The sequence below is a fragment of the Pantoea sp. S-LA4 genome, from assembly GCF_054482835.1.
This window is the reverse complement of sequence record NZ_JBTLRC010000002.1, coordinates 3,303,503-3,325,143: the sequence shown is the minus strand read 5'-3', so window position 1 is coordinate 3,325,143 and position 21,641 is coordinate 3,303,503. Positions and strand designations below refer to the sequence as shown.

Here is a 21,641-nt window from a genome sequence, read left to right as displayed (position 1 = left end):
TTCAGAATTAACTATCCGTCGTTAACGGAAGGCAAGGAGAGGTGTGAGTGAGGCAGTTGCCGAGGATCTTGTTACTGCTGGTCGCCGCGATCATCGTGATTGTCGCGCTGCTGGTCAGCGGGCTGCGTCTGGTAATGCCGCATCTCGACAGCTATCGCAGCAACCTTCTGCAATTCGTCTCCGAGCGCAGTGGCGTACCCGTGAGCGCCCGTCAGCTGCAGGGGAAATGGGAGAATTTTGGCCCAACTCTTCAGATACGCGATCTCAACGTCGATCTGCAGGAAAACGGCAAACTCACCATCGCCCGCATCAATCTGGCCCTCGACGTCTGGCAATCCCTGCTGCACTGGCGCTGGCAATTCCGCGATCTCACTTTCTGGCAGCTGCATCTCGACAGTAACCGCCCATTGCTGGACAGCGATAAAGAGAAGAACAGCTTTCGTCCGGCTCAAATCAATGAACTTTTCCTGCGCCAGTTTGACCATTTCGACCTGCGCGACAGCACCATTCGCTTCCGTACGCCATCCGGTCAGCATGCCGAGCTGGCGATTCCACGACTCACCTGGCTGAATGAAAAAACGCGCCATCGGGCTGAGGGTGAAGTTAGCCTGTCGAGCTTTACCGGTCAGCATGGCGTGGTTCAGGTGCGGCTTGATCTTAATGACAGCAACGGCCTGCTGAATGATGGCCGCATCTGGATGCAGGCCGATGACGTGGATATGCGTCCGTGGCTGGGCCGCTGGATGCGTGATAATACCCGGCTGGATAGCGCCCGCTTTAGCCTGGCGGCCTGGGTCAACCTGCGCGACGGCGACATTTATGCCGGTGATCTGCTGCTGCGGCAGGGCGGTGCCAGCTGGCAGGGGGAAACGGGCCGGCATACGCTGCAGGTTGATGGCCTGACGGCGCACCTGTCGCGCTTCCAGAACGGCTGGGTGGTGAATGTTCCGCAGACGCGTCTCAGCACCGACGGCAATCCGTGGCCGGCCGGACACTTCTCGCTGCTATGGCGGCCGGAAGATAAGCAGATGCTGGGTGCCAATGGCCAGCCTGAAGTGCGGGTGCGAGCCACCCAACTGGCGCTGGATCACATTGCGCCGATCGTGCCGCTATTTGCGCCGCTCTCGCCAGCGCTGTTTGAAAACTGGCGCACGCTGCGGCCTCAGGGCACCATCGAAGGCCTGGCGCTGGATATTCCGCTACAGCAGCCGGAGCAGACGCGTCTGCAGGTCAAATGGCGCGACTTTAGCTGGCAACACTGGAAACTGCTGCCGGGAATCAGCCATTTAAGCGGAGAGGCGCGTGGCAGCCTGAATCATGGTCAGGTCAGCGTCGACATGGGCGCAGCCACCGTGCCGTATGGCGATGTCTTTCAGGCACCGCTTGAGATCAAACAGGTCACCGGTAACCTGCGCTGGCAGCGTGATCAGCAGGGCCTGACGCTGGCGGGCGAAAATCTTGATCTGCAGGCGCGCTCGCTCTGGGCGCGTGGCGACTTCAGTTATCAGCAAAACAGCGGCGGTGAGCCGCGGCTGGATATCCTGGCTGGCATCAGGCTAACCGATGCGGGCGATGCCTGGCGCTATTTTCCGGTGCCATTGATGGGCAACGGACTGACGCACTACCTGAGCGGCGCGATCAAGGGCGGTAAAGTCGATAACGCCACGTTGCTGTTTGCCGGTAACCCGGCGCTGTTCCCGTTCAAGCACAACGACGGCATGTTCCAGGTCTGGGTACCGCTGCGCCAGGCAACGTACGCCTTCCAGCCCAAATGGCCGGCGCTCAGCAATCTGGATATCGATCTTAACTTCCTCAATGACGGCTTGTGGATGAATGCCGCCACGGCCCGGCTGGGTGAGGTTGATGCACGTAACGTCAGTGCCGTTATTCCCGATTACCTGAAAGAGAAGCTGATTATCGATGGCGATATCAGCGGAGACGGCAAACAGATCGCCGACTATTTCCAGCAGACGCCGCTGAAATCGTCACTCGGTGCGGCGCTGGAGCAGCTGGAAATCAAAGGCACTACGCGGGGACATCTGAACCTGGATATTCCGCTGGATGGTCAGCAGGTTCATGCCAGCGGCAACGTGGTAATGAACAACAACTCACTGTTTATCAAGCCGTTGAAAACGACGCTCACCGGTCTCACCGGCCGCTTCCGTTACAACAACGGTAATCTGGAAAGTGAAGAGATGCGGGCTGCCTGGTTTGGTCAGCCGCTGGGGGTCAGCTTCAGCACCCGGGAGAATCCGGATGATTTCGGCGTGAAGGTGAAACTGCTGGGTGACTGGCAGCCGGCCAAAATCAGCGAGATTCCTGCGGCCGCCAGCCGCCAGCTGGGTGGACATCTGCCGTGGCAGGGTGATGTGAATATTACGCTGCCGCATCGGGGCGGGGCGAAGTATGCAGTAGAGCTGAACGGGGATGCCAGGGAAGTGAGCAGTCGCTTACCTTCACCACTGGATAAAAAGGCCGGTGAGGCGATGCCGATCAATATCAAAGCCAGCGGCGACCTGCAGCATTTCGATCTCAGCGGCAGCGTGGCGACCCGTCATCGGTTCAACAGCCGCTGGCTGCTGGAGCCGACCTTACGCGTCGATCGCGGCATCTGGCTGAATGACACGGCGAAAACGCCTGCGCTTCCCGATCATGCCGGCATGGTGCTGAATCTGCCGCCGCTGGATGGCGAAGCCTGGGTAGCAATGATGGCTGGCGCAAGTGGCGGTACCGGCGGCAGCGCTGAACAGCGTCAGCTGGGCGGCGTCACGCTGCCGGGCAACCTGATTGTGCGCACTCCGGCGGTCACGCTGGCGGGGCAGCAGTGGCATGCGGTAGACGCGACGCTGGCAGAGACAGCCGATGGCAAGGCGCAGGTCAGCGTCAATGCTCAGGAGATTCGCGGTAAGCTGGAGATAGCGCCTAAGGCACAGTGGCAGATTGGCCTGGATTACCTCTATTACAATCCGCAATGGCACCATGACGCGCAGCAGGGCGACAACGCCAGCGCTCAGCAAGCCAGCCAGATTAACTTCAGCAGCTGGCCAGCGTTACAGTTGCGCTGTGCCGAATGCTGGGTACTGGGACAGAAATATGGCCGGGTTGCGGCGACGCTGCAACCGAAAGGAGATACGTTAGCACTTACTAACGGAACGGTAGATACCGGCAGCTCGCAGCTGAAAATTAAGGGTGACTGGGTCAACCGCCGGGACGATCAGCGTACTTCACTGAAAGGGACGTTGAAAGGGCCCAATATCAACAACGCCACCAACTGGTTTGGCGTCAATACCCCGCTGCGCGATGCGCCGTTCAATATTGATTACGATTTACACTGGCGCGCCGCGCCGTGGCAGCCGTCAGCTGAAACCCTGAGCGGCACGCTGAAAACCCACTTTGGCAAAGGGCAGATCGCTGATGTGAATACCGGGACTGCCGGCCAGATCCTGCGCCTGTTCAGCTTTGATGCGCTGCTGCGCAAGCTGCGCTTCGATTTCAGTGATACCTTTAATAATGGCTTCTATTTCGATTCGATTAATGGCACCGCCTGGATCGAAAATGGCGTGATGCGCACCGATAACCTGCGGGTCGATGGGCTGGAAGCCGACATCGCGATGCAGGGCAATATGGATCTGGTTAAACGCCGGATCGATATGGAAGCGGTCATCACGCCGGAAATTTCTGCTTCAGTCGGCGTTGCGGCGGCGTTTGTGGTTAACCCGGTGATTGGCGCGGCGGTGTTCGCCGCCAGCAAGGTGCTGGGACCGGTATGGAACCGGATATCGCTGCTGCGTTATCACATCAGCGGCCCGCTGGATAAACCGGAAATCAATGAAGTGCTGCGTAAACCGCGTGAAACTGACAACAAGTGAATTTGACGCGGTACCGGAATTACCGCAGGCTATGATTATCCGAGCACATAATGAGTGAGAAACGATGACTCTGAACCTGGTAAGTGAGCAGTTACTAACTGCTAACGGCATTAATCAGCAGGACCTTTTTTCCCTGTTAGGGCAGCTTTCAGAACGTCGTCTGGATTATGCCGATCTCTATTTTCAGTCCAGTTTCCACGAATCCTGGGTGCTGGAAGACAAAATCATCAAAGATGGCTCCTACCATATTGACCAGGGCGTCGGCGTGCGTGCCGTCAGCGGTGAGAAAACCGGCTTTGCCTATGCTGACCAGATCACGCTGAACGCCCTGCGGCTGTCATCGGAAGCGGCACGCAGCATCGTACGCGAACAGGGCAACGGCAAGGCGCACACCCTGTCTGCGGTAATGAACCGCTCGCTCTACTCCACGGTTGACCCGCTCAGCAGCCTGACGCGTGAAGACAAAATTGCGTTGCTGCACCGTGTCGATCAGGTGGCCCGTGCGGCCGACCCGCGCGTGCAGGAGGTCAACGCCAGCCTGAGCGGCGTGTATGAGCAGGTGCTGGTGGCCGCGACGGATGGCACGCTGGCGGCTGATGTGCGTCCGCTGGTTCGTCTCTCTATCAGTGTTCAGGTCGAAGATCAGGGTAAACGCGAGCGCGGCTCAAGCGGCGGCGGCGGACGTACCGGTTATGAGTTCTTCCTCGCCGATGAAAATGGCGATGTGCGTGCCGATGCCTGGGCGCGTGAAGCGGTGCGAATGGCGCTGGTTAACCTTTCTGCCGTGGCGGCACCTGCCGGTACGCTGCCGGTGGTGCTGGGCGCGGGCTGGCCGGGCGTACTGCTGCATGAAGCGGTGGGACACGGTCTGGAAGGCGACTTCAACCGTCGCGGCACCTCGGTATTCAGCGGCAAAATGGGGCAGCTGGTGGCGTCAGAACTCTGTACGGTGGTCGATGACGGCACCATTGAAGGGCTGCGCGGTTCCCTGGCGGTCGATGATGAAGGCGTACCGGGTCAGTACAATATGCTGATTGAGAACGGCGTGCTGAAAGGCTATATGCAGGACAAGCTCAATGCGCGCCTGATGGGCGTCAGTCCTACCGGAAACGGTCGTCGTGAGTCATATGCTCATCTGCCGATGCCGCGTATGACCAACACCTATATGCTGGCCGGCAAGTCGACGCCGCAGGAGATCATCGAAAGCGTTGAATATGGCCTGTATGCGCCTAACTTTGGTGGCGGCCAGGTGGACATCACCTCAGGAAAATTTGTCTTCTCTACCTCGGAAGCCTATCTGATTGAGAACGGCAAAATTACCAAACCGGTGAAGGGCGCGACCCTGATTGGTTCCGGTATTGAAGCGATGCAGCAGATCTCAATGGTAGGTAACGACCTGGCGCTGGATAAAGGCGTTGGCGTCTGCGGTAAGGAAGGCCAGAGCGTGCCGGTGGGCGTGGGCCAGCCGACCCTGAAGCTGGATAAACTGACTATCGGCGGCACCGCCTGATATCCACTCAACAACCCGCCGCCCGGCGGGTTGTTAGCTTTTACGCTGCTGCTGATACTGCTCGGCAACCTGTTCGAAGTAGCCAGTCAGATAATCGATACAGACCTGAACCTTGAGCGGCAACTTATCCTTTTCGGTATAAAGCGCGTAAACCGGGCGCGGCTCAGACTGATACTGCGGAAACAGAATATCAATCTCACCGGCATTGATCTCATCAATCACCCACATCATTGGCACGTAGGCGATGCCGTTGCCCGCTTTCAGCCAGCGGATCAGGGTCAGTGAATCGTTAGTGACGAAACGCCCCTGCGGCGCCAGTCGCGTCACCAGCCCTTCTGGCGCAATCAGCTCAAAGTTATTATCGGGACGCACGCTATATTCCAGCCAGGCGAAATTATCGATATCGCCCGGTTTTTCCGGCGTACCGTGCTGCGCCAGATAACTTTTTGCCGCGCAGACCACCATCGGCATGGCGCCCAGGCGACGTGAAAACAAGCTGGAATCTTTTAGCGCACCGACCCGAATCACCAGGTCCAGGCCATCGGCAATTAAATCCGGTGCCGGAATGCCGGTGACCAGATTGACGCTCAATCCCGGATACTCACGCAGCATATCGCTGGTCATGCCAGCCAGCACGTTCTGCGCCATGGTAGAGGAGCTGCCAATACGCAGTACGCCAATCGGCGTGTTATTAAAGGCGTAGAGCTGCTCATGCACCTGGGTAGCTTCCGCCAGCATACGACGACAGCCCTGATAATAAATTTTGCCCGCTTCTGTCAGCCCGATACTGCGTGTGCTGCGATTAAGCAATTTGACCTGTAGCTCATCTTCCAGTTTTGCCACGATCTGACTGATCGAAGAGACGCTCAGATGGAGCTGGCGTGCGGCAGCGGTAAACGAACCCAGTTCAACCACTTTGGCGAAAATCGACATGCCCTTCAGTCGTTCCATTATTTACTCTGGCTTAAAAGTGATTTAGATCACATTCTGTAGAAAACTTATAGTCAGGCGCGTTACTATAAGCGCGCCGGGGTATTTCCCGGTGATTCTTCATTGCCTGTTGCCCTTCGATGATACGCTATTATTAAGCCAGCTGGGGTTCGGATAGAGCGACCAGTGGCTTTTCCTGCGACATCTGACGAGGCAAAGGAGTATCCCGGCAAGGTCGAACTAAGGATTTCTGATGAGTGTGCTTCCGGTATTTGTCATGTTTGGGCTCTCTTTTCCGCCCGTTTTCATCGAATTAATTATCTCGCTAATGCTGTTCTGGTTAGTGAAACGTGTGCTGACGCCGAGCGGTATTTACGATCTTGTCTGGCATCCGGCACTTTTTAATACAGCGCTTTACTGCTGTGTGTTTTACCTTGTATCCCGTTTATTTGTCTGAGGTTTAAGTGAAAGCACTCATAAGAAAAATCGCGCGTTACGCGATTACTATCCTGCTGGTCATCATCGCTGTGGTGATTATTTTCCGCGCCTGGGTGTTTTATACCGAATCGCCCTGGACCCGTGACGCAAAATTCGCTGCCGACGTCGTCGCCATCTCACCCGATGTCACCGGTCTGATTACCGACGTACCGGTTCATGACAACCAGCTGGTGAAGAAGGGCGACACCCTGTTTGTGGTGGATCGCCCGCGTTATCAGAAAGCGCTGGACCAGGCCCAGGCTGACGTCGAATATTATCAGGCGCTGGTCGGTGAGAAACGCCGCGAAGCGGGACGTCGTAACCAGCTCGGTACTTCCGCTATGTCTCGCGAAGCGATTGATCAGGCTAACAACGATCTGCAAACCAGCGAACACCAGCTGGCGAAATCGGTGGCGACCCGCGACCTGGCGAAGATCGATCTGGAGCGCACTACCGTTAAGGCACCGTCTGATGGCTGGGTCACCAACCTGAATGTTTACCAGGGCGAATTTATCACCCGCGGTTCGGTGGCGGTGGCGCTGGTGCAACAGCACTCCTTCTACGTGCTGGCCTACCTGGAAGAGACCAAACTGCACGGCGTGGAGCAGGGCTTCCGCGCTGAAGTGACGCCGCTCGGCAGCAATGTGGTGCTGCGCGGTACGGTGGACAGCGTGGCTGCCGGCGTCACCAACAGCAGCAGCTCGGTCGACAGCAAAGGCATGGCAACTATCGACTCTAACCTGGAGTGGGTGCGTCTGGCGCAGCGTGTGCCGGTGCGTATTCGTCTTGATCAACAGCCAGGCAACCGCTTCCCGGCAGGCACCACGGCGACGGTGGTGATCACCGGTCAGGCCGATCGCCAGCCGGAACAGGTGTCGCCAATGACCCGACTGTTTAATCGCCTGCGTGAGTTTGGTTAAGAGGGCGATATGATCGAGTTCTTGCGTTTCCCGGTGAAGCTGACCTTCGCGCTGCTTGCCGCGCTGATGATTGGTTTTCACCTTAACCTTGAAACGCCTCGCTGGGCAGTGATGACCGCGGGCATTGTTGCCGGCGGCACCGCCTTCGCCGCCGGTGGCGATCCCTATTCAGGTGCGCTACGTTACCGCGGTGTGCTGCGAATCATCGGTACCTTCATCGGCTGTATCGCCGCCCTGACCATTATGATCGCCACGGTGCGTGCGCCGGTGGTGATGCTGCTGCTCTGCTGCATCTGGGCCGGTCTTTGCGTCTGGCTCTCATCGCTGATCAAAGTTGAAAACTCCTATGCTCTGGGGCTGGCAGGCTATACCGCACTGATTATCGTGGTCACCGCCGACGCCAGCGGCGGCCTGACGCTGGCACCGCAGTATGCGGTAGAGCGCTGCAGTGAGATCGTGCTCGGGATTTTGTGCGCCATCCTGGCGGATATGATCTTCTCGCCGCGCTCGATTAAAAAAGTGATCGATGCTGAAGTGGACTCGCTGCTGGTGGCGCATTATCAGCTGCTGCAGCTCTGCGTCGCGCACGGTGACAAAGAAGAGGTTGATAAGGCCTGGAGCGCGCTGGTGCGCCGTACCACTGCGCTAAACAGTATGCGCAGCCAGCTGATGATGGAATCCTCGCGCTGGAAGAACAGCAATCGACGGCTGCAGATGCTCAATACGCTCTCGCTGACCCTGATTACCCAGGCGGCCGAAACCTTTCTGATTCAGAATGCGCGCCCCGACTACATTCCGCCGCAGTACCGTTTGCTGATTGAAAAAGAGGCCACGACGGTTGAAGAGGTGCATAAGCGGATGAAGGTGATGCGGCGGGTAATGGGTGCCAGCGGCAAATCGACGCCGGACACGCTGGTGAGCTGGGTCGGTGCGGCAACCGAATATCTGCTGCTGCTCAACGGCATTAAAAGTAACAGCCGTATCACCTCGCTGGAAGAGGAGATCCTGCAACGCGAAATCGTGATTCAGGCGCGTTCGGCTGAAACCCATCACGCGATGATCAATGGCATCCGTACTTTTGTTGCCACCGCGCTGGGATCGTTATTCTGGTTATACACCGGCTGGACCTCGGGCAGCGGCTGCATGGTGATGCTGGCGGTGATTACCGCGCTGGCGATGCGGATGCCGAATCCGCTGATGATGGCGAAAGACTTTCTCTACGGCATGACGGTCGCGGTGCCGCTTGGCGCGCTCTACTTTATCTACGTCTTGCCCAATACCCAGCAGAGCGCACTGTTGCTCTGTATTGCCATCGGCCTGCTCGGCTTTATCGGCGGTATCTTTGTACAGCGACGTCAGCTGGGCACCCTTGGTGCGTTAATCGGGACGCTTAACGTGCTGGTGCTGGATAACCCGATGGAGTTCAGATTCAATGTGTTCCTCGATAACGTGCTGGGCCAGGTGATCGGCTGCTTCGTGGCGATGATGGTGATCCTGTTGATTCGGGATAAATCGAAAGCGCGCACCGGACGCAAACTGCTTAACCGCTTTATGTATGCGGCCGTGTCGGCGATGACCACCAATCAGGCGCGCCGCCGTGAAAACCATCTGCCAGCGCTCTATCAGCAATTGTTTCTGCTGTTAAACCTGTTTCCCGGCGACATCGATAAATATCGCATCGCGCTGACGCTGATCATTGGACATCAGCGGTTACGCAATGCAGAAGTGCCGGTGAATGACGATCTCTCCGCCTACCATCGCCAGCTGCGCTACACCGCCGACCGGGTGATCTCCGCCGGCAGCGATGACAAACGACGCTACTACTTTGAGCAGTTATTGCAGGAGCTGGAGGTCTATCAGCAGAAGCTGGTGCATTACGATGCGCCCGTCAGCGTAACCGAACCGGTAAAACGGCTGGCGACTATGCTGAACAAGTATCAGAACACCCTAATCCAAATCTGAAACCGGCCGCTGCGTCCTGCAGCGGCCGGTGTAATGCCATCCCGTCACAAAACCTGTCGCTTTTGCCAACTATACTCTTCTGACGGAAGGGTAAAATGACAGGAGCGAATCAATGACATCACTGCACACAAGCGAACTATTTCAGACCGGTTATTTAGCTGACGGTCAATGGCATCGCACCTCCACCACTTTTGACGTGACCAATCCCGCCACCGGCGAGGTGATCGCGCAGGTCGCTAAAGCGGGTAAAGCGGAAACGGAGCAGGCGATTGCTGCCGCTGAGCGCGCCTTTCCCGCCTGGCGCGCCCTGACCGCCAAAGCGCGCGCGGAGATCCTTTATCGCTGGTACCAGCTGATCATTGAGAACAAGCGCTGGCTGGGCGAGCTGATGACCGCTGAACAGGGGAAACCGCTGAAAGAGGCGGAAGGCGAAGTGGAGTATGCCGCCAGCTTTATTCAGTGGTTTGCCGAACAGGCAAAACGCGCTAACGGTGAAATCATCCCGCCAGCCAAACCGGGTTCCCGTATTCTGGCGACCCGCGAACCGATTGGCGTTGTTGCTGCCATCACGCCGTGGAATTTTCCGATGGCGATGCTGACGCGCAAGCTGGGTCCGGCGCTGGCGGCAGGCTGTACCGGCATCATCAAACCCGCCAACAATACGCCGCTTTCTGCCTTTGCCTTGCTGGCGTTAGCGAAGCCGGCTGGCGTGCCGGATGGCGTACTCAACGCAGTGGCAGGTGATACGCATGCGATTAGCGACGCCATCATGGCCAGTAAAGCGGTGCGTAAAATCTCGTTCACCGGTTCAACCGAGGTCGGCAAGCTGCTGATGCGCAATGCCGCAGAGACGATGAAAAAAGTCTCTATGGAGCTGGGCGGCAATGCGCCTTATATCGTGTTTGAGGATGCGGATATTGATGCCGCCGTGCAGGGCGCGATCGCCAATAAATTCCGTAATGCGGGTCAGGTCTGTGTCAGCGTAAACCGCTTCTACATTCACAGCGCTATCTATGACCGCTTTACCCGCCAGCTGGCAGACGAAGTCAGTAAGCTCAAAGTGGGTAACGGCATGGAAGAGGGGGTGATTGTCGGGCCGCTGATTGAGGCCTCTGCGCTGGAAAAGGTGGAACAGCACGTTAAGGATGCGGTCGCCAAAGGCGGCAAACTGCTGGCTGGCGGCGAGCGTCACGCGCTGGGTGGCAACTTCTGGCAACCGACGGTGATTACCGAGGCGCACGAAGGAATGCAGCTGGCACAGGAAGAGACCTTTGGTCCGGTCGCCGCCTGCTTCCGGTTCGATGATGAGGCAGAGGTGATCCGCCGCGCCAACGATACGCCCTTTGGTCTGGCGGCTTATTTCTACACCCAGAACCTGCAGCGGGTGTTCCGCGTCTCTGCCGCGCTGGAAAGCGGCATGATCGGGATAAACGAATGCGCCGTGTCGACGGAAGTCGCGCCGTTTGGTGGCGTGAAAGAGTCGGGACTGGGGCGCGAAGGTTCGGTGCTGGGTATGGAAGAGTATCTGGAGATCAAAGCGCTGCATCTCGGCGGTTTGGGCTAGCGGTCAGGAACGGGCGGCGCGGGTCGCCCGCAGACGGAGGATGGGAGCCGTCAGCATGAAAACCGAGCGTTTTGATTTCAATGAGATAGTCGATCAGGCACATTTTTTTCGCCAGTTCAGCGAGCGGTTTGCGCTGGAAGAGCGGCGGATCTGCGATCTGGATGGACTATGGGATGTGGTGACCGGCGATCTGTTGCCGATGCCGCTGGAGATTGAGTTTGTAAATCTGGGGAAAGGGCAGCGACGACGCTATGGTGCGCTGATTTTGCTGTTTGATGAAGCAGAAGAGGAGCTGGAAGGTCAGCTGCACTTTAACGTCAGATGAAAAAGGGCCCCGGCGAGCGGGGCCAAAGGGTTCGTCATAAATCTGACGAGGAATTACTTATAGAGCTGAGCGGTGAAGTGATAGTTATCGCCGGTACGGGCCTCAATCACTTTATAGGCGCTGGCACCCTGCTCATCGGCTTTCTGAGAAAGCTCCGCACGATAATCCATCGGTGCCCCCGCTGTACCACTGATGGTGACGGTTCCCGCAGGCTGCAGGTTTTGTGTCTGTTCACCGGTTACCAGCTGTGCGGCAGAAGCGCCGAACGCCATAACGGAAAGCAGGCTGACTGTAGCGATGGTTGTTTTGATTTTCATTGTTCGTCTCCTCATTACGTTCAACAACCTGCGGTGAAAAGAAAGAAGCGGGTCGTCGATACGGGTCCGGCGCCGTTCAGGGCGACGTGACGGTTAATTATTTATACAGCTCAGCGGTGACGTGGTAGGTGTCATCCTGGTTGTTTTCGATGATGCGATAGTGGCTGGCACCCTGCGCATCGGCTTTCTCAGACAGAACCTGACGGATATTGGTCTGATCGCCGTCACGGCCGCTGACGCTGATAGTCTGGTTCATCGGTTGCAGATTCTGGCTCTGTGCCTGCTGATTCGATACCAGGCTGGCTGCGCTGGCACCCATTGAGAACACGGAAGCCAGACTCAGTACGGCAATAGCGAATGTCTTTTTCATGATTAACTCTCCTGAAATTGTTTGCCTGAACCCACCGAGGCGCATAACCGCGCGTCAAAAAGAGGGTTCGGGGCGATATCTGATGACGCTGGGCTTAGTTGTACAAACGGGCAGTGGCGTGATAGTTGCCGTTGTTGTACGCCTCGATCACGCGATAGGCTTTTGCGCCCTGCTGATCGGCTTTATCACTCAGCTGCTGGTTAATTTCCATCGGTGAGCCTGCAACGCCACTGACGCTGACGGTACCTGCGGGTTGCAGATCCTGTGCCTGCGCTGCGGTGACAGATTCTGCTGCCACAGCACCAAAAGAAAGAGCAGAGAGAATGCTCAGCGTAGCGATGGTAGTTTTTACGTTCATGTATTTTTCCTCGTCGTCAATTTTTATCTTTTTAGTTGGTGTGATTTGCATCACGAAAAGAAGTATAGAACTAATAACGGAAGAAATTAATACTCCGCTAATAATGTTTTTTTGTGATTCTTTATCCTTATGGCTACTTTTAATAACCCAGCGTTATAAAAACCGGCTGAAAAATGACCTTTTCAGCCCTTTTTGCTGCAAAAACAGCGGGATAAATCACTTTATCTTTTTGTGCGAAAAGAGGTGGTCGATCAGCCTGGACTTTGATTCAGATCTGGGTAATGTCGCCAGTGTCGTGATGTAAAGCAGTGTAAAATAGCGCGAAAGGTTAAGCAGACCAAAAGGTATGACCATTATTCAGACGAGAGAAAACGACCAAAGCATGACGCTAACGCACTGATTTTAATCAGGACAGGGCAGGAGAAGTGGCAGGCGCGGGCAAAACAGGCTGTTGACCGGCACGATTATGCTCAGTCAACAGGTCCGCTATCAGAGTTCCTGTTCAAACAGGTTAAGAATGGCACCGTGCAGTTGCTTAACCGTGAAGTCGCGTGCGCGGGTGATAAAAATGGTGTCATCCCCGGCGATGGTGCCCAGGATGCCTTCTGATTTGCCCAGCGAGTCGAGCAGGCGCGCAATCAGCTGTGCGGCACCCGGGCTGGTATGAATCACCACCAGCGCATCGTTGTAATCGATGTCCAGAACCAGGTTTTTTAACGGGCTGGTGGTGGTCGGCACGCCAAGTTCGGCAGGTAAGCAGTAAACCATCTCCATTTTGGCATTGCGGGTGCGTACCGCGCCAAATTTGGTCAGCATACGAGAAACCTTTGACTGGTTGATGTTCTCGAAGCCTTCATCCTGGAGCGCCTGAACGATTTCGCCCTGGGAACTGAATTTTTCTTCTTTTAATAAGGCCTTGAAAGCCTTGATCAGATCGTCTTGTTTCGATGGGTTTCGCATAGGTTACCAATAAATAGAGGGAATAACCGCGCAGCCGCCCGCGGCAGAGTGGTGATTATGCATTTAAATGCATTTTTATGCAATCGGTTGATTGATGAGCAGGGTTCGGGCGGCTAGCGGGCGGCGATAATAGCAAAGAAATCGTCTCATACCAAAACCCCTGTCACAGCGCTGGAAGGCGAAGGTTGCAAAGTTGTTATATTATTGGTGGTGTAGTAACAGAAAACGCACGTAGCCGTTCTCTGTCTGACGACGGCACAGTTGTCGGTCATTCAGGTATGAAGATGATAAGTAACTTTTGAATCCGGCGATTAAGTGTGAAAACACGTAGAATTAACAGCGGATATTTATCATCGCCTGAGCAGTTGATTAAGGTCTGACACAGATAGAATTTCGGCCCATCTCTGCCCCACCTTAATAAGGAGTTAAGAATGAAAGTTGCCGTTCTCGGTGCCGCTGGCGGCATAGGCCAGGCGCTCGCACTTCTGCTCAAAACCCAGCTTCCTGCAGGTTCAGAACTTTCACTGTATGACATCGCACCGGTGACGCCGGGTGTTGCCGTCGATCTCAGCCATATTCCGACGGCGGTCGCTATCAAGGGATTTAGTGGAGAAGACGCCACGCCCGCCTTGCAGGGTGCCGATGTGGTACTGATCTCTGCTGGTGTAGCGCGTAAGCCTGGTATGGATCGCGCCGACCTGTTCAACGTGAATGCCGGCATTGTGCGCAATCTGATTGATCAGGTGGCGACGACGGCACCCAAAGCCTTAATCGGGGTGATCACTAACCCGGTCAATACCACGGTGGCGATTGCGGCGGAGGTGCTGAAAAAACATGGCGTCTACGACAAAAACCGCCTGTTTGGCGTCACCACGCTGGATATCATCCGCGCCAATACCTTTGTGGCCGCGTTAAAAGGTAAGCAACCTGGCGAGGTTGAGGTACCGGTTATCGGCGGTCATTCCGGCGTGACCATTCTGCCTCTGCTGTCGCAGGTGTCAGGCGTCAGCTTCAGCGAACAGGAAGTGGCGGATCTCACCAAACGCATCCAGAACGCCGGGACGGAAGTGGTTGAAGCCAAAGCGGGTGGCGGTTCTGCCACGCTGTCGATGGGTCAGGCTGCCGCGCGTTTCGGTTTATCGCTGGTGCGTGCGCTTAACGGTGAGGCCAATGTGGTGGAGTGTGCTTATGTAGAAGGGGATGGCGAATATGCGCGTTTCTTCTCTCAGCCGCTGCTGCTGGGTAAAAACGGCATTGCCGAGCGTCAGCCGATTGGCACGCTGAGTGCTTTCGAACAGCAGGCGTTGACCGGGATGCTGGATACGCTGAAGAAAGATATCGCCCAAGGCGAAGAATTTGTGAAGCAGTAAATCATCGCCCTGACCCAACAACGCCCGGCTTAGCCGGGCGTTGTCGTTTACAGGCCGCCAGATTTATAAGCGCGTGCCGCGGGCGTACCGTTGCTGGCTGGCAGCTTCTTGCCCAGCATCTCCATCCGCATCTGGAACGGCGGGAACGGCATCTCGATACCGTGCTGCTCGAATCCGCTGAGGATCAGCTGATGCAGCTCATGACGCAGCGGCATACGATGCCCCATCTCAGCCGCATGTACACGCAGTTCAAACAGCTGAATGCCCTGCTGTAAATCGACCAGGAACACTTCAGGTGGCGGCGTATCCAGCACATAGCTGCAACGTTCAGCCGCCTGTTTCAGGATGGTTGTCACCTGTTCGCTGCTGACTTTCGCCGGTGCAGGAATGGTCAGCACCACACGCGTCACCGAATCGGACAGCGACCAGTTAACGAACTGCTCGGTGATAAAGGCTTTGTTCGGCACAATAATCTCTTTGCGGTCCCAGTCAGTGATCGTGGTGGCGCGGGTATTGATGCGGGTAATGCTGCCGGTCAGGTCGCGAATCGTGACCGTGTCGCCAATGCGGATCGGTTTTTCAAACAGAATGATCAGACCCGAGATAAAGTTGGCAAAAATTTCCTGCAAGCCAAAACCGAGCCCGACACCGAGTGCGGCCACCAGCCACTGTAATTTCGACCACTCAATACCGATCAGCGAGAAACCAATCAATCCGCCAATCAGCAACAGCAGGTATTTGGTCAGCGTGGTGATGGCATAGCCGGTACCGGGCGTCAGATTAAGGTGCTGCAGCAGCGCCAGTTCCAGCAGAGCGGGCATATTGCGCACCAGCTGGGTGGTGATAATAAACACCAGAATGGCGATCAGCACCGAACCCAGGGTAATCGGCTGGATAGACTCCACGCCCTGCACCGAGGTGTTGACGTCCCACAGCGGAATATTCTCCAGGAAGCCAAAAGCGGAGTGAATTTCCGACCACAGCACAATCACCGAAACCAGCGCAATCAGCGTCAGAATTGAGCGCACCAGCCGCAGTGACTGCGCACTGATAGCGTCAAGATCGATCACCGGCTCTTCAATCTCAATCGCGTCGGTATTCTGTGCGCCTTGTTCTTTCTCTTCTTCACTGCGCGCCCGGTTCGCCAGCATATCAGCGCGGCGCTGACGGGCGCGGTCAAAGCCAAGACGGCGCCGCTGAATCAGCATCCAGCGGCGGATAATGTGATAGATCACCAGCAGCAGGAACCAGATGGCAACCGAGGTTTCCAGCCGGGCCAGCAAGGCCTGCGCCGTTGCCAGATAACCGATTGCTGAGGCGAGCGCCGCCATCAGCGGCATCGCGATCATCAGGTTCCACAGCATACGGTTGATCATGTTGTCGCCATTTCCCTCTTTATCCAGATAGAGCGGAATCCCGGCGCGTTTCAGGCTGACGGTAACGATGCTGATCGCGCCACAAATCAGAATGAAACAGAGGCGTCCCAGTGACGAAGAGAACTGACGATCTTCCAGATTACCAAAGGCGATTAACAGCATGATCAGCGGCACAATCAGACCGATGCTCAGCGAGTAGTAGCGCATAGCGCGCGCCACGCGGTTCTGCGGCCAGCGGAAATGGACGATGAACAGGCCGTTGGAGCGGGCAAAGGTGGCGCTGATCATAAAGGCCCACAGCAGCGGCAGCGTGGCGGTAATACCATCGCCGATGGCGACGGCAATCGGGTAGGGCCAGGCGTTCTGCAGACCATAACCCAGCGTGCCCCACAACACCGGCAGCGGCAGCGCCACCAGTATCGACCAGAATACGGTACGAATGGTGAGCCGGAAGCGGTCCTGAGTGACCTTGCCGACTTTACTGGCGGAGCGTTCAAGGAAGGCGTTGAAGTGACGACGCGAACTGATGCTGAAACCGACCAGCAGCAGGGCGCCAATGATCGGCAGCACGGTGTTGCGGCTGGTAAACATCATTGCCATCGCTTTGCCGAGCTGACCCAGTGTATCCAGCGACAGCAGGCGTGACAGATCCTTAGCCAGATCCAGCGGGTAACTCAGGCCGATCGGGCTGACGTCGGCGGTCCAGAACAGATAACGGTGGGTGGCATCTTTTACTTCGGTCAGCGCATCCTGCAACTGCGTGTTGCCGACCTTCAGCTTGGTGATCTCCAGGATCAGGGTGTCGCAGCCGGAGATCAGGGAATTAAGCAGTTCGCGCTGGGTCCGCAGCTGGGCATCAAGGATTCGCTTCTGCTCGCTGGTAAAGGGCTGTCCATCCGCCTGATGGCCCTTGCGTAGCGCCTCCTGACGATCCAGCAAATCTTCATAATGGAGTCGCTGAACCCGCAGCTGCGCCATCTCGTTATCAATCTGCTGAGATTTGGGCATCTCCGGCAGACGCGCCACCTGGGCCCGTAGCGCTTCCCCCAGTAAATTAGAGGCGCCGAGCCACTGTGACTGCTCGCGCAGGGTTGAGAGCGCCTGACGTACCTGAATAATTTGATTGGTTGCCAGCCGCTGCTGCGACGCTACCAGATCCATCCGCTGCGCCTGCTGATTCAGGGCAACGGAGAGATCGCGGTTAACGCGGAACTGATCGCTGATTGCCGGTGGCAGATCGCCACTGTTTTCCGCCAGCTGCTCGGTGCGTGCCAGCGCCAGTTCGGCTTCACGCTGGCGCTGATCGTTGAGCTGATTACGCAACGCCTGCAGATAGTTATCCAGCTGAGCGGCTTTGCGCTGGTGCGCTTCGGCCCGCATCCGCGCCAGTTCCTGACGATTATTGGCGGAGAGCTGCGCCAGCTCCAGCTCATCGACGCGCGCTTTATTGGCGGCATTTTCCGCCTGACGCGCCGCCAGTTGCAGCTGGCCCTGCGGCGAGGCGCTGTTGCTGGCCGCCTGCAAACGTCGTTCACTTTCGGTCATGGCGCGGCGGGCTTCGGTCTGCTGTTGTGGCAGCTGCGACAGGGAGTCGCTGATCTCACGTGCGCGATCCTGCTCCTGCTGCGCCTGACGACCCTCTTCCAGCAGCTGGCTGCTGACCTGCAGAATCTCCTGATCCAGTTCCGCGCTGCTCATGTTGCTGCGCACGGTCTTTGCGCTGTCGCCCATCGCAGCGATCTGTTGACGTAACTCGCGAGCCAGACGCGGGAAATCATCAATGACCTGCTGATACTGGGCGGCACGCTCCAGCGAGTCATCACGTTCAGAGAGGAAATTTAACGCGGCTTCAATGGACTGGATCTGTTCTGCCTGGGCGGGTGAACTTTTGGCGGCTTTGACTTCTTCCAGCTGCTGTTTTAGCTGGTTCGCGTCAGGCAGGCTGGCCGCAAAGGCCGGGCTGCTGAGCCACAGGCTCAGCAGCAGGAGGAGAATCGAACGCACAGGTGACACTCACTTAGTCGACGATGACGTCGGAAACGTCTGTCGCCACCGGCAGGGCAATCGCCAGCGGTTGACCCAGACGGGTTTTACTTTCAGCTTCAAGGCTTTCAGCCAGTTTGACCCGGCCCGGTGCGAACAGGTTAATCACGGTAGAGCCCAGCTTAAAGCGACCCATTTCCTGACCTTTCAGCAGCACCACCGCACCTTCATCATCCGCTGCCGGATAGTGCCAGCGTTTAATCACGCCTTCACGCGGCGGGGTTATGGTACCGGCCCACACCGTTTCGATGCTGCCGACGATGGTGGCGCCGACCAGAATCTGCACCATCGGACCGATATCCGTCTCGAAATAGCAGATCACGCGCTCATTGCGGGCAAACAGGTTAGGGATGTTGCGCGCGGTCAGCGGGTTAACTGAGTAGAGATCGCCCGGCACGTAGATCATCTCACGCAGGATACCGTTGCACGGCATATGAACGCGGTGATAGTCGCGAGGTGCCAGATAGGTCGTAACAAATTCACCGTCAACAAAGCGGGCCGCCATCTGCTCATTTCCGGCCAGCAGGGCTTCAAGCGTGTAGTGATGACCTTTCGCCTGGAAGATCTGGTCACCCTCGATGTGGCCGAGCTGGCTGATTGCGCCATCAGCGGGCAGGGCGATCAGGTTGGCGTCAGCATCTACCGGACGCGCATCGTCTTTTAACGGACGGACAAAGAAGTCGTTAAAGGTGCGATAGCTGGCGGTGTCTGGCTTGCGCGCTTCCGCCATGTCGACTTTGTAAAACCAGACAAAGATGTCAATGACCAGTTTGGTCAACCAACCACCGCGGCGACTGGCGCCCCAACCGGCGAGTTCAGTCAGCCATTTCTTCGGGAGAATATGATTCAAGCCGAGTTTCAAACGATCAAACACCTTAGCCTCCTGGCTATTTTCATGACGTTGATAAAAAAGGGAGCGGATTGTAGCAGCGCCCCGGTCAGATGGCGACTATAGCCGATTTATGCCACGCGGCGAATCGCCGGGCCTTTGGCCAATTGGCGCGCAGCATCGGGACCGGGTAACCCGCCGCAGCGGGCAGCACCGCGCGCCGGATGAAAATCTGCGTTCAGGACGCGGTTATACCCGTTAACCTTCACCGTCAGGGAAGTTTTTACGCGTTTTTACCTGCGCCATGCTCTCCAGAATGCGGTGGTAGTTATCGAAACGGGAAACGTTGATTTTTCCCTGCTCTACCGCTTCGCGGATTGCACAGCCGGGATCGCTGCCGTGCTTACAGTCACGAAACTTGCAATCGCCGAGGTAGGCACGAAATTCGACAAATCCGCGGGTGATTTGTTCCGGTTCAAGATGCCATAAGCCAAACTCGCGCACGCCGGGCGAATCGATCACATCGCCGCCGTGTGGGAAGTGATACAACCGCGAGGCGGTGGTGGTGTGCTGACCGAGACCGGAGTTATCAGAGACTTCATTGGTCAGAATGGCCACCTGTTCCTCTTTATCGAGGCCGAGCAGGGCATTCAGCAGGCTCGATTTACCAACGCCAGACTGGCCGGCGAAGATGCTAACGCGATCGGTTAATGCAGCTTCCAGCTCATCCAGACCGTTTTTCGCCCGGCTGGAGACCATGACGACCCGGTAACCAATCTCACGATAAATATCCATCTGCCGATCGACAAAGGCGCGCGCCTTCTCATCCAGCAGATCGGTTTTGTTCAGGACCAGCAGCGGCTCAATATCCAGCGTTTCACTGGCAACCAGATAGCGGTCGATGATGTTCAGCGACAGTTCGGGCAGAATGGCCGACACGATAATGATCTGATCGATATTGGCGGCGATCGGTTTGACGCCATCGTAAAAGTCGGGACGGGTTAATACGCTGGTGCGTTCATGCACCGCTTCGACAATACCTTTGCCGCCGCTCAGCGCCGGACGCCACAGCACGCGGTCGCCGGTCACCAGCGAACGAATAGTACGACGAATATTGCAGCGGTGGGCGACGCCTGCGCTGTCCTCGACATCGGCGTGCATGCCAAAACGGCTGACAACGACCCCATCTGCAGCTTCACCAAACAGATTATCATCCGCTTCCGGACGCTCTCTGCGCTGGTTGAGACGGCGATCGTGGTTAGCGCTTACGCGACGTTGTTGGCCCTTCGACAGTTTATTTTTGCTCACTCACCCTCACAGTGTTAGCCAGATTTCGCCCGGCTGGGCAAAACGTCTATGATACACCTTATTCATCCTGAATGACGACTACAGCAACCGCAGGAAACAGCATGGCTACTGGAAATGAACAGAATCTGATCTGGATTGATCTTGAGATGACCGGACTGGATCCGGAACGCGATCGCATTATTGAGATCGCGACCCTGGTAACGGACGCCAATTTAAACATCCTGGCGGAAGGCCCGGTGATGGCCGTCCACCAGTCTGACGCGCAACTGGCGCTGATGGATGAGTGGAACGTTCGTACCCACACCAACAGTGGACTGGTAGAAAGGGTAAAGGCGAGCCAGATAGACGATCGGGCGGCGGAACTGGCCACCATTGAATTTCTGAAACAGTGGGTGCCAGCCAATACTTCGCCGATTTGCGGTAATAGCATTGGCCAGGATCGGCGCTTCCTGTTCAAATATATGCCTGAGCTGGAAGCCTACTTCCATTATCGCTATCTGGACGTCAGCACGCTGAAAGAACTGGCGCGCCGCTGGAAGCCCGACATCCTGCCTGGCTTTAAAAAGAGCGGTTCACATCAGGCGCTGGATGACATTCGCGAGTCCGTTGCGGAGCTGGCTTACTACCGCGAACACTTTTTGCAGCTTTAATCAACAGCGGGTGCGCAGGAAATCGTCAGGTTGCTGATTTAATCAGCAATCGCGCGGAAAGCGAAAAATTTTGCTTTCAAGGGCTTGCAGCAGCAACGATTTCTCGTATAATGCGCACCCCGTACCGGTGAAGAATTTATTAACGGTACAAGGCGCGGGAATAGCTCAGTTGGTAGAGCACGACCTTGCCAAGGTCGGGGTCGCGAGTTCGAGTCTCGTTTCCCGCTCCAGATTTAATTAGCAGTACCCTCTTTGCGGGAATAGCTCAGTTGGTAGAGCACGACCTTGCCAAGGTCGGGGTCGCGAGTTCGAGTCTCGTTTCCCGCTCCAGATTTTTTAGCACTGCCCTTCTATGCGGGAATAGCTCAGTTGGTAGAGCACGACCTTGCCAAGGTCGGGGTCGCGAGTTCGAGTCTCGTTTCCCGCTCCAGTTTTACGTCATACCCCATCCAGCCGATTATCAGGCTGTTTATTGTTGCGGGATACAAGAGTTTCCAGAAGGT

At 56.5% G+C, this 21,641-nt stretch carries 17 protein-coding genes and 3 tRNA genes; 12 read left to right on the top strand and 8 right to left on the bottom strand.

The window, feature by feature from the left end; genetic code table 11:
- The first annotated feature begins 47 nt into the window (after positions 1 to 47).
- Entirely contained in the window at positions 48 to 3,869 is a 3,822-nt protein-coding gene (gene yhdP / locus ACX3P5_RS16400) for an AsmA2 domain-containing protein YhdP (protein WP_458969006.1), read from the top strand.
- A 64-nt stretch (positions 3,870 to 3,933) separates the two neighbouring features.
- Complete coding sequence (gene tldD, locus ACX3P5_RS16395; RefSeq protein WP_094121111.1) at positions 3,934 to 5,379, top strand: metalloprotease TldD; 1,446 nt, start codon at positions 3,934 to 3,936, stop codon at positions 5,377 to 5,379.
- 33 nt (positions 5,380 to 5,412) lie between these two features.
- Here the strand turns inward: tldD and aaeR are convergent, their stop codons facing one another.
- Entirely contained in the window at positions 5,413 to 6,330 is a 918-nt protein-coding gene (gene aaeR / locus ACX3P5_RS16390; protein WP_094121110.1) for an HTH-type transcriptional activator AaeR, read from the bottom strand.
- Positions 6,331 to 6,562: 232 nt separating this feature from the next.
- Between aaeR and aaeX the strand changes: the two genes are divergently transcribed.
- The 5 genes from aaeX (at position 6,563) to ACX3P5_RS16365 (ending at position 11,557) form a co-directional block, all read left to right on the top strand.
- Positions 6,563 to 6,766: a p-hydroxybenzoic acid efflux pump operon protein AaeX gene (gene aaeX, locus ACX3P5_RS16385; protein WP_031375118.1), complete on the top strand. Its 204-nt coding sequence runs from the start codon at positions 6,563 to 6,565 to the stop codon at positions 6,764 to 6,766.
- 7 nt (positions 6,767 to 6,773) lie between these two features.
- The gene (gene aaeA / locus ACX3P5_RS16380; protein ID WP_233986985.1) at positions 6,774 to 7,706 is read left to right on the top strand and encodes a p-hydroxybenzoic acid efflux pump subunit AaeA; all 933 of its coding nucleotides are present in this window, start codon (positions 6,774 to 6,776) and stop codon (positions 7,704 to 7,706) included.
- Between the two features lie 9 nt (positions 7,707 to 7,715).
- Positions 7,716 to 9,668, top strand: coding sequence for a p-hydroxybenzoic acid efflux pump subunit AaeB (gene aaeB / locus ACX3P5_RS16375; RefSeq protein ID WP_262287815.1), 1,953 nt, complete (start codon positions 7,716 to 7,718; stop codon positions 9,666 to 9,668).
- Between the two features lie 112 nt (positions 9,669 to 9,780).
- On the top strand, positions 9,781 to 11,232 hold the full coding sequence (locus tag ACX3P5_RS16370; protein WP_458969005.1) for an NAD-dependent succinate-semialdehyde dehydrogenase: 1,452 nt from the start codon (positions 9,781 to 9,783) through the stop codon (positions 11,230 to 11,232).
- A gap of 55 nt (positions 11,233 to 11,287) precedes the next feature.
- Positions 11,288 to 11,557, top strand: coding sequence for a barstar family protein (locus ACX3P5_RS16365; protein WP_233986988.1), 270 nt, complete (start codon positions 11,288 to 11,290; stop codon positions 11,555 to 11,557).
- Between the two features lie 53 nt (positions 11,558 to 11,610).
- Here the strand turns inward: ACX3P5_RS16365 and yhcN (ACX3P5_RS16360) are convergent, their stop codons facing one another.
- The 4 genes from yhcN (ACX3P5_RS16360) to argR all read right to left on the bottom strand — a co-directional run bounded on the left by yhcN (ACX3P5_RS16360) (position 11,611) and on the right by argR (position 13,562).
- Positions 11,611 to 11,874 carry a peroxide/acid stress response protein YhcN gene (gene yhcN, locus ACX3P5_RS16360; RefSeq protein ID WP_094121106.1) on the bottom strand — a complete coding sequence of 88 codons (264 nt, stop codon included), beginning with the start codon at positions 11,872 to 11,874 and terminating at the stop codon, positions 11,611 to 11,613.
- A gap of 97 nt (positions 11,875 to 11,971) precedes the next feature.
- Positions 11,972 to 12,244, bottom strand: a complete 273-nt coding sequence (locus tag ACX3P5_RS16355) for a YdgH/BhsA/McbA-like domain containing protein (RefSeq protein WP_233986989.1) — start codon at positions 12,242 to 12,244, stop codon at positions 11,972 to 11,974.
- Positions 12,245 to 12,338: 94 nt separating this feature from the next.
- Positions 12,339 to 12,602 (bottom strand): peroxide/acid stress response protein YhcN, encoded by a 264-nt coding sequence (gene yhcN, locus ACX3P5_RS16350; RefSeq protein WP_233986990.1) that lies wholly within the window; start codon positions 12,600 to 12,602, stop codon positions 12,339 to 12,341.
- Positions 12,603 to 13,091: 489 nt separating this feature from the next.
- Complete coding sequence (argR, locus tag ACX3P5_RS16345; protein ID WP_031375110.1) at positions 13,092 to 13,562, bottom strand: transcriptional regulator ArgR; 471 nt, start codon at positions 13,560 to 13,562, stop codon at positions 13,092 to 13,094.
- Positions 13,563 to 13,993: 431 nt separating this feature from the next.
- Here argR and mdh point away from each other — a divergent pair, with 431 nt between their 5' ends.
- Positions 13,994 to 14,932 (top strand): malate dehydrogenase, encoded by a 939-nt coding sequence (gene mdh, locus ACX3P5_RS16340; RefSeq protein WP_458969004.1) that lies wholly within the window; start codon positions 13,994 to 13,996, stop codon positions 14,930 to 14,932.
- A 47-nt stretch (positions 14,933 to 14,979) separates the two neighbouring features.
- Here the strand turns inward: mdh and mscM are convergent, their stop codons facing one another.
- The 3 genes from mscM to rsgA all read right to left on the bottom strand — a co-directional run bounded on the left by mscM (position 14,980) and on the right by rsgA (position 20,488).
- Positions 14,980 to 18,312, bottom strand: a complete 3,333-nt coding sequence (mscM, locus tag ACX3P5_RS16335) for a miniconductance mechanosensitive channel MscM (protein ID WP_458969003.1) — start codon at positions 18,310 to 18,312, stop codon at positions 14,980 to 14,982.
- A gap of 13 nt (positions 18,313 to 18,325) precedes the next feature.
- Positions 18,326 to 19,225 carry an archaetidylserine decarboxylase gene (asd, locus tag ACX3P5_RS16330; RefSeq protein WP_458969002.1) on the bottom strand — a complete coding sequence of 300 codons (900 nt, stop codon included), beginning with the start codon at positions 19,223 to 19,225 and terminating at the stop codon, positions 18,326 to 18,328.
- 213 nt (positions 19,226 to 19,438) lie between these two features.
- The gene (gene rsgA / locus ACX3P5_RS16325; protein ID WP_233986994.1) at positions 19,439 to 20,488 is read right to left on the bottom strand and encodes a small ribosomal subunit biogenesis GTPase RsgA; all 1,050 of its coding nucleotides are present in this window, start codon (positions 20,486 to 20,488) and stop codon (positions 19,439 to 19,441) included.
- Between the two features lie 101 nt (positions 20,489 to 20,589).
- On the opposite strand from rsgA, the gene orn reads away from it, so the two are divergent.
- The 4 genes from orn (at position 20,590) to ACX3P5_RS16305 (ending at position 21,568) form a co-directional block, all read left to right on the top strand.
- Positions 20,590 to 21,138 carry an oligoribonuclease gene (gene orn, locus ACX3P5_RS16320; RefSeq protein WP_233986995.1) on the top strand — a complete coding sequence of 183 codons (549 nt, stop codon included), beginning with the start codon at positions 20,590 to 20,592 and terminating at the stop codon, positions 21,136 to 21,138.
- 154 nt (positions 21,139 to 21,292) lie between these two features.
- Positions 21,293 to 21,368 (top strand) — tRNA-Gly (locus ACX3P5_RS16315).
- A gap of 24 nt (positions 21,369 to 21,392) precedes the next feature.
- Positions 21,393 to 21,468: transfer RNA gene (locus tag ACX3P5_RS16310), tRNA-Gly, on the top strand.
- A 24-nt stretch (positions 21,469 to 21,492) separates the two neighbouring features.
- Positions 21,493 to 21,568: transfer RNA gene (locus tag ACX3P5_RS16305), tRNA-Gly, on the top strand.
- Positions 21,569 to 21,641 lie beyond the last annotated feature (73 nt).

What these genes read in the sequence shown, in the direction of transcription:
- aaeB (WP_262287815.1), top strand. Translation starts at nt 7,716, where the DNA reads ATGATCGAGTTCTTGCGTTTCCCGGTGAAGCTGACCTTCGCGCTGCTT.
- aaeR (WP_094121110.1), bottom strand. Translation starts at nt 6,330, where the DNA reads ATGGAACGACTGAAGGGCATGTCGATTTTCGCCAAAGTGGTTGAACTG.
- ACX3P5_RS16370 (WP_458969005.1), top strand. Translation starts at nt 9,781, where the DNA reads ATGACATCACTGCACACAAGCGAACTATTTCAGACCGGTTATTTAGCT.
- tldD (WP_094121111.1), top strand. Translation starts at nt 3,934, where the DNA reads ATGACTCTGAACCTGGTAAGTGAGCAGTTACTAACTGCTAACGGCATT.
- ACX3P5_RS16355 (WP_233986989.1), bottom strand. Translation starts at nt 12,244, where the DNA reads ATGAAAAAGACATTCGCTATTGCCGTACTGAGTCTGGCTTCCGTGTTC.
- orn (WP_233986995.1), top strand. Translation starts at nt 20,590, where the DNA reads ATGGCTACTGGAAATGAACAGAATCTGATCTGGATTGATCTTGAGATG.
- yhcN (WP_094121106.1), bottom strand. Translation starts at nt 11,874, where the DNA reads ATGAAAATCAAAACAACCATCGCTACAGTCAGCCTGCTTTCCGTTATG.
- argR (WP_031375110.1), bottom strand. Translation starts at nt 13,562, where the DNA reads ATGCGAAACCCATCGAAACAAGACGATCTGATCAAGGCTTTCAAGGCC.
- mdh (WP_458969004.1), top strand. Translation starts at nt 13,994, where the DNA reads ATGAAAGTTGCCGTTCTCGGTGCCGCTGGCGGCATAGGCCAGGCGCTC.
- ACX3P5_RS16365 (WP_233986988.1), top strand. Translation starts at nt 11,288, where the DNA reads ATGAAAACCGAGCGTTTTGATTTCAATGAGATAGTCGATCAGGCACAT.
- yhcN (WP_233986990.1), bottom strand. Translation starts at nt 12,602, where the DNA reads ATGAACGTAAAAACTACCATCGCTACGCTGAGCATTCTCTCTGCTCTT.
- aaeX (WP_031375118.1), top strand. Translation starts at nt 6,563, where the DNA reads ATGAGTGTGCTTCCGGTATTTGTCATGTTTGGGCTCTCTTTTCCGCCC.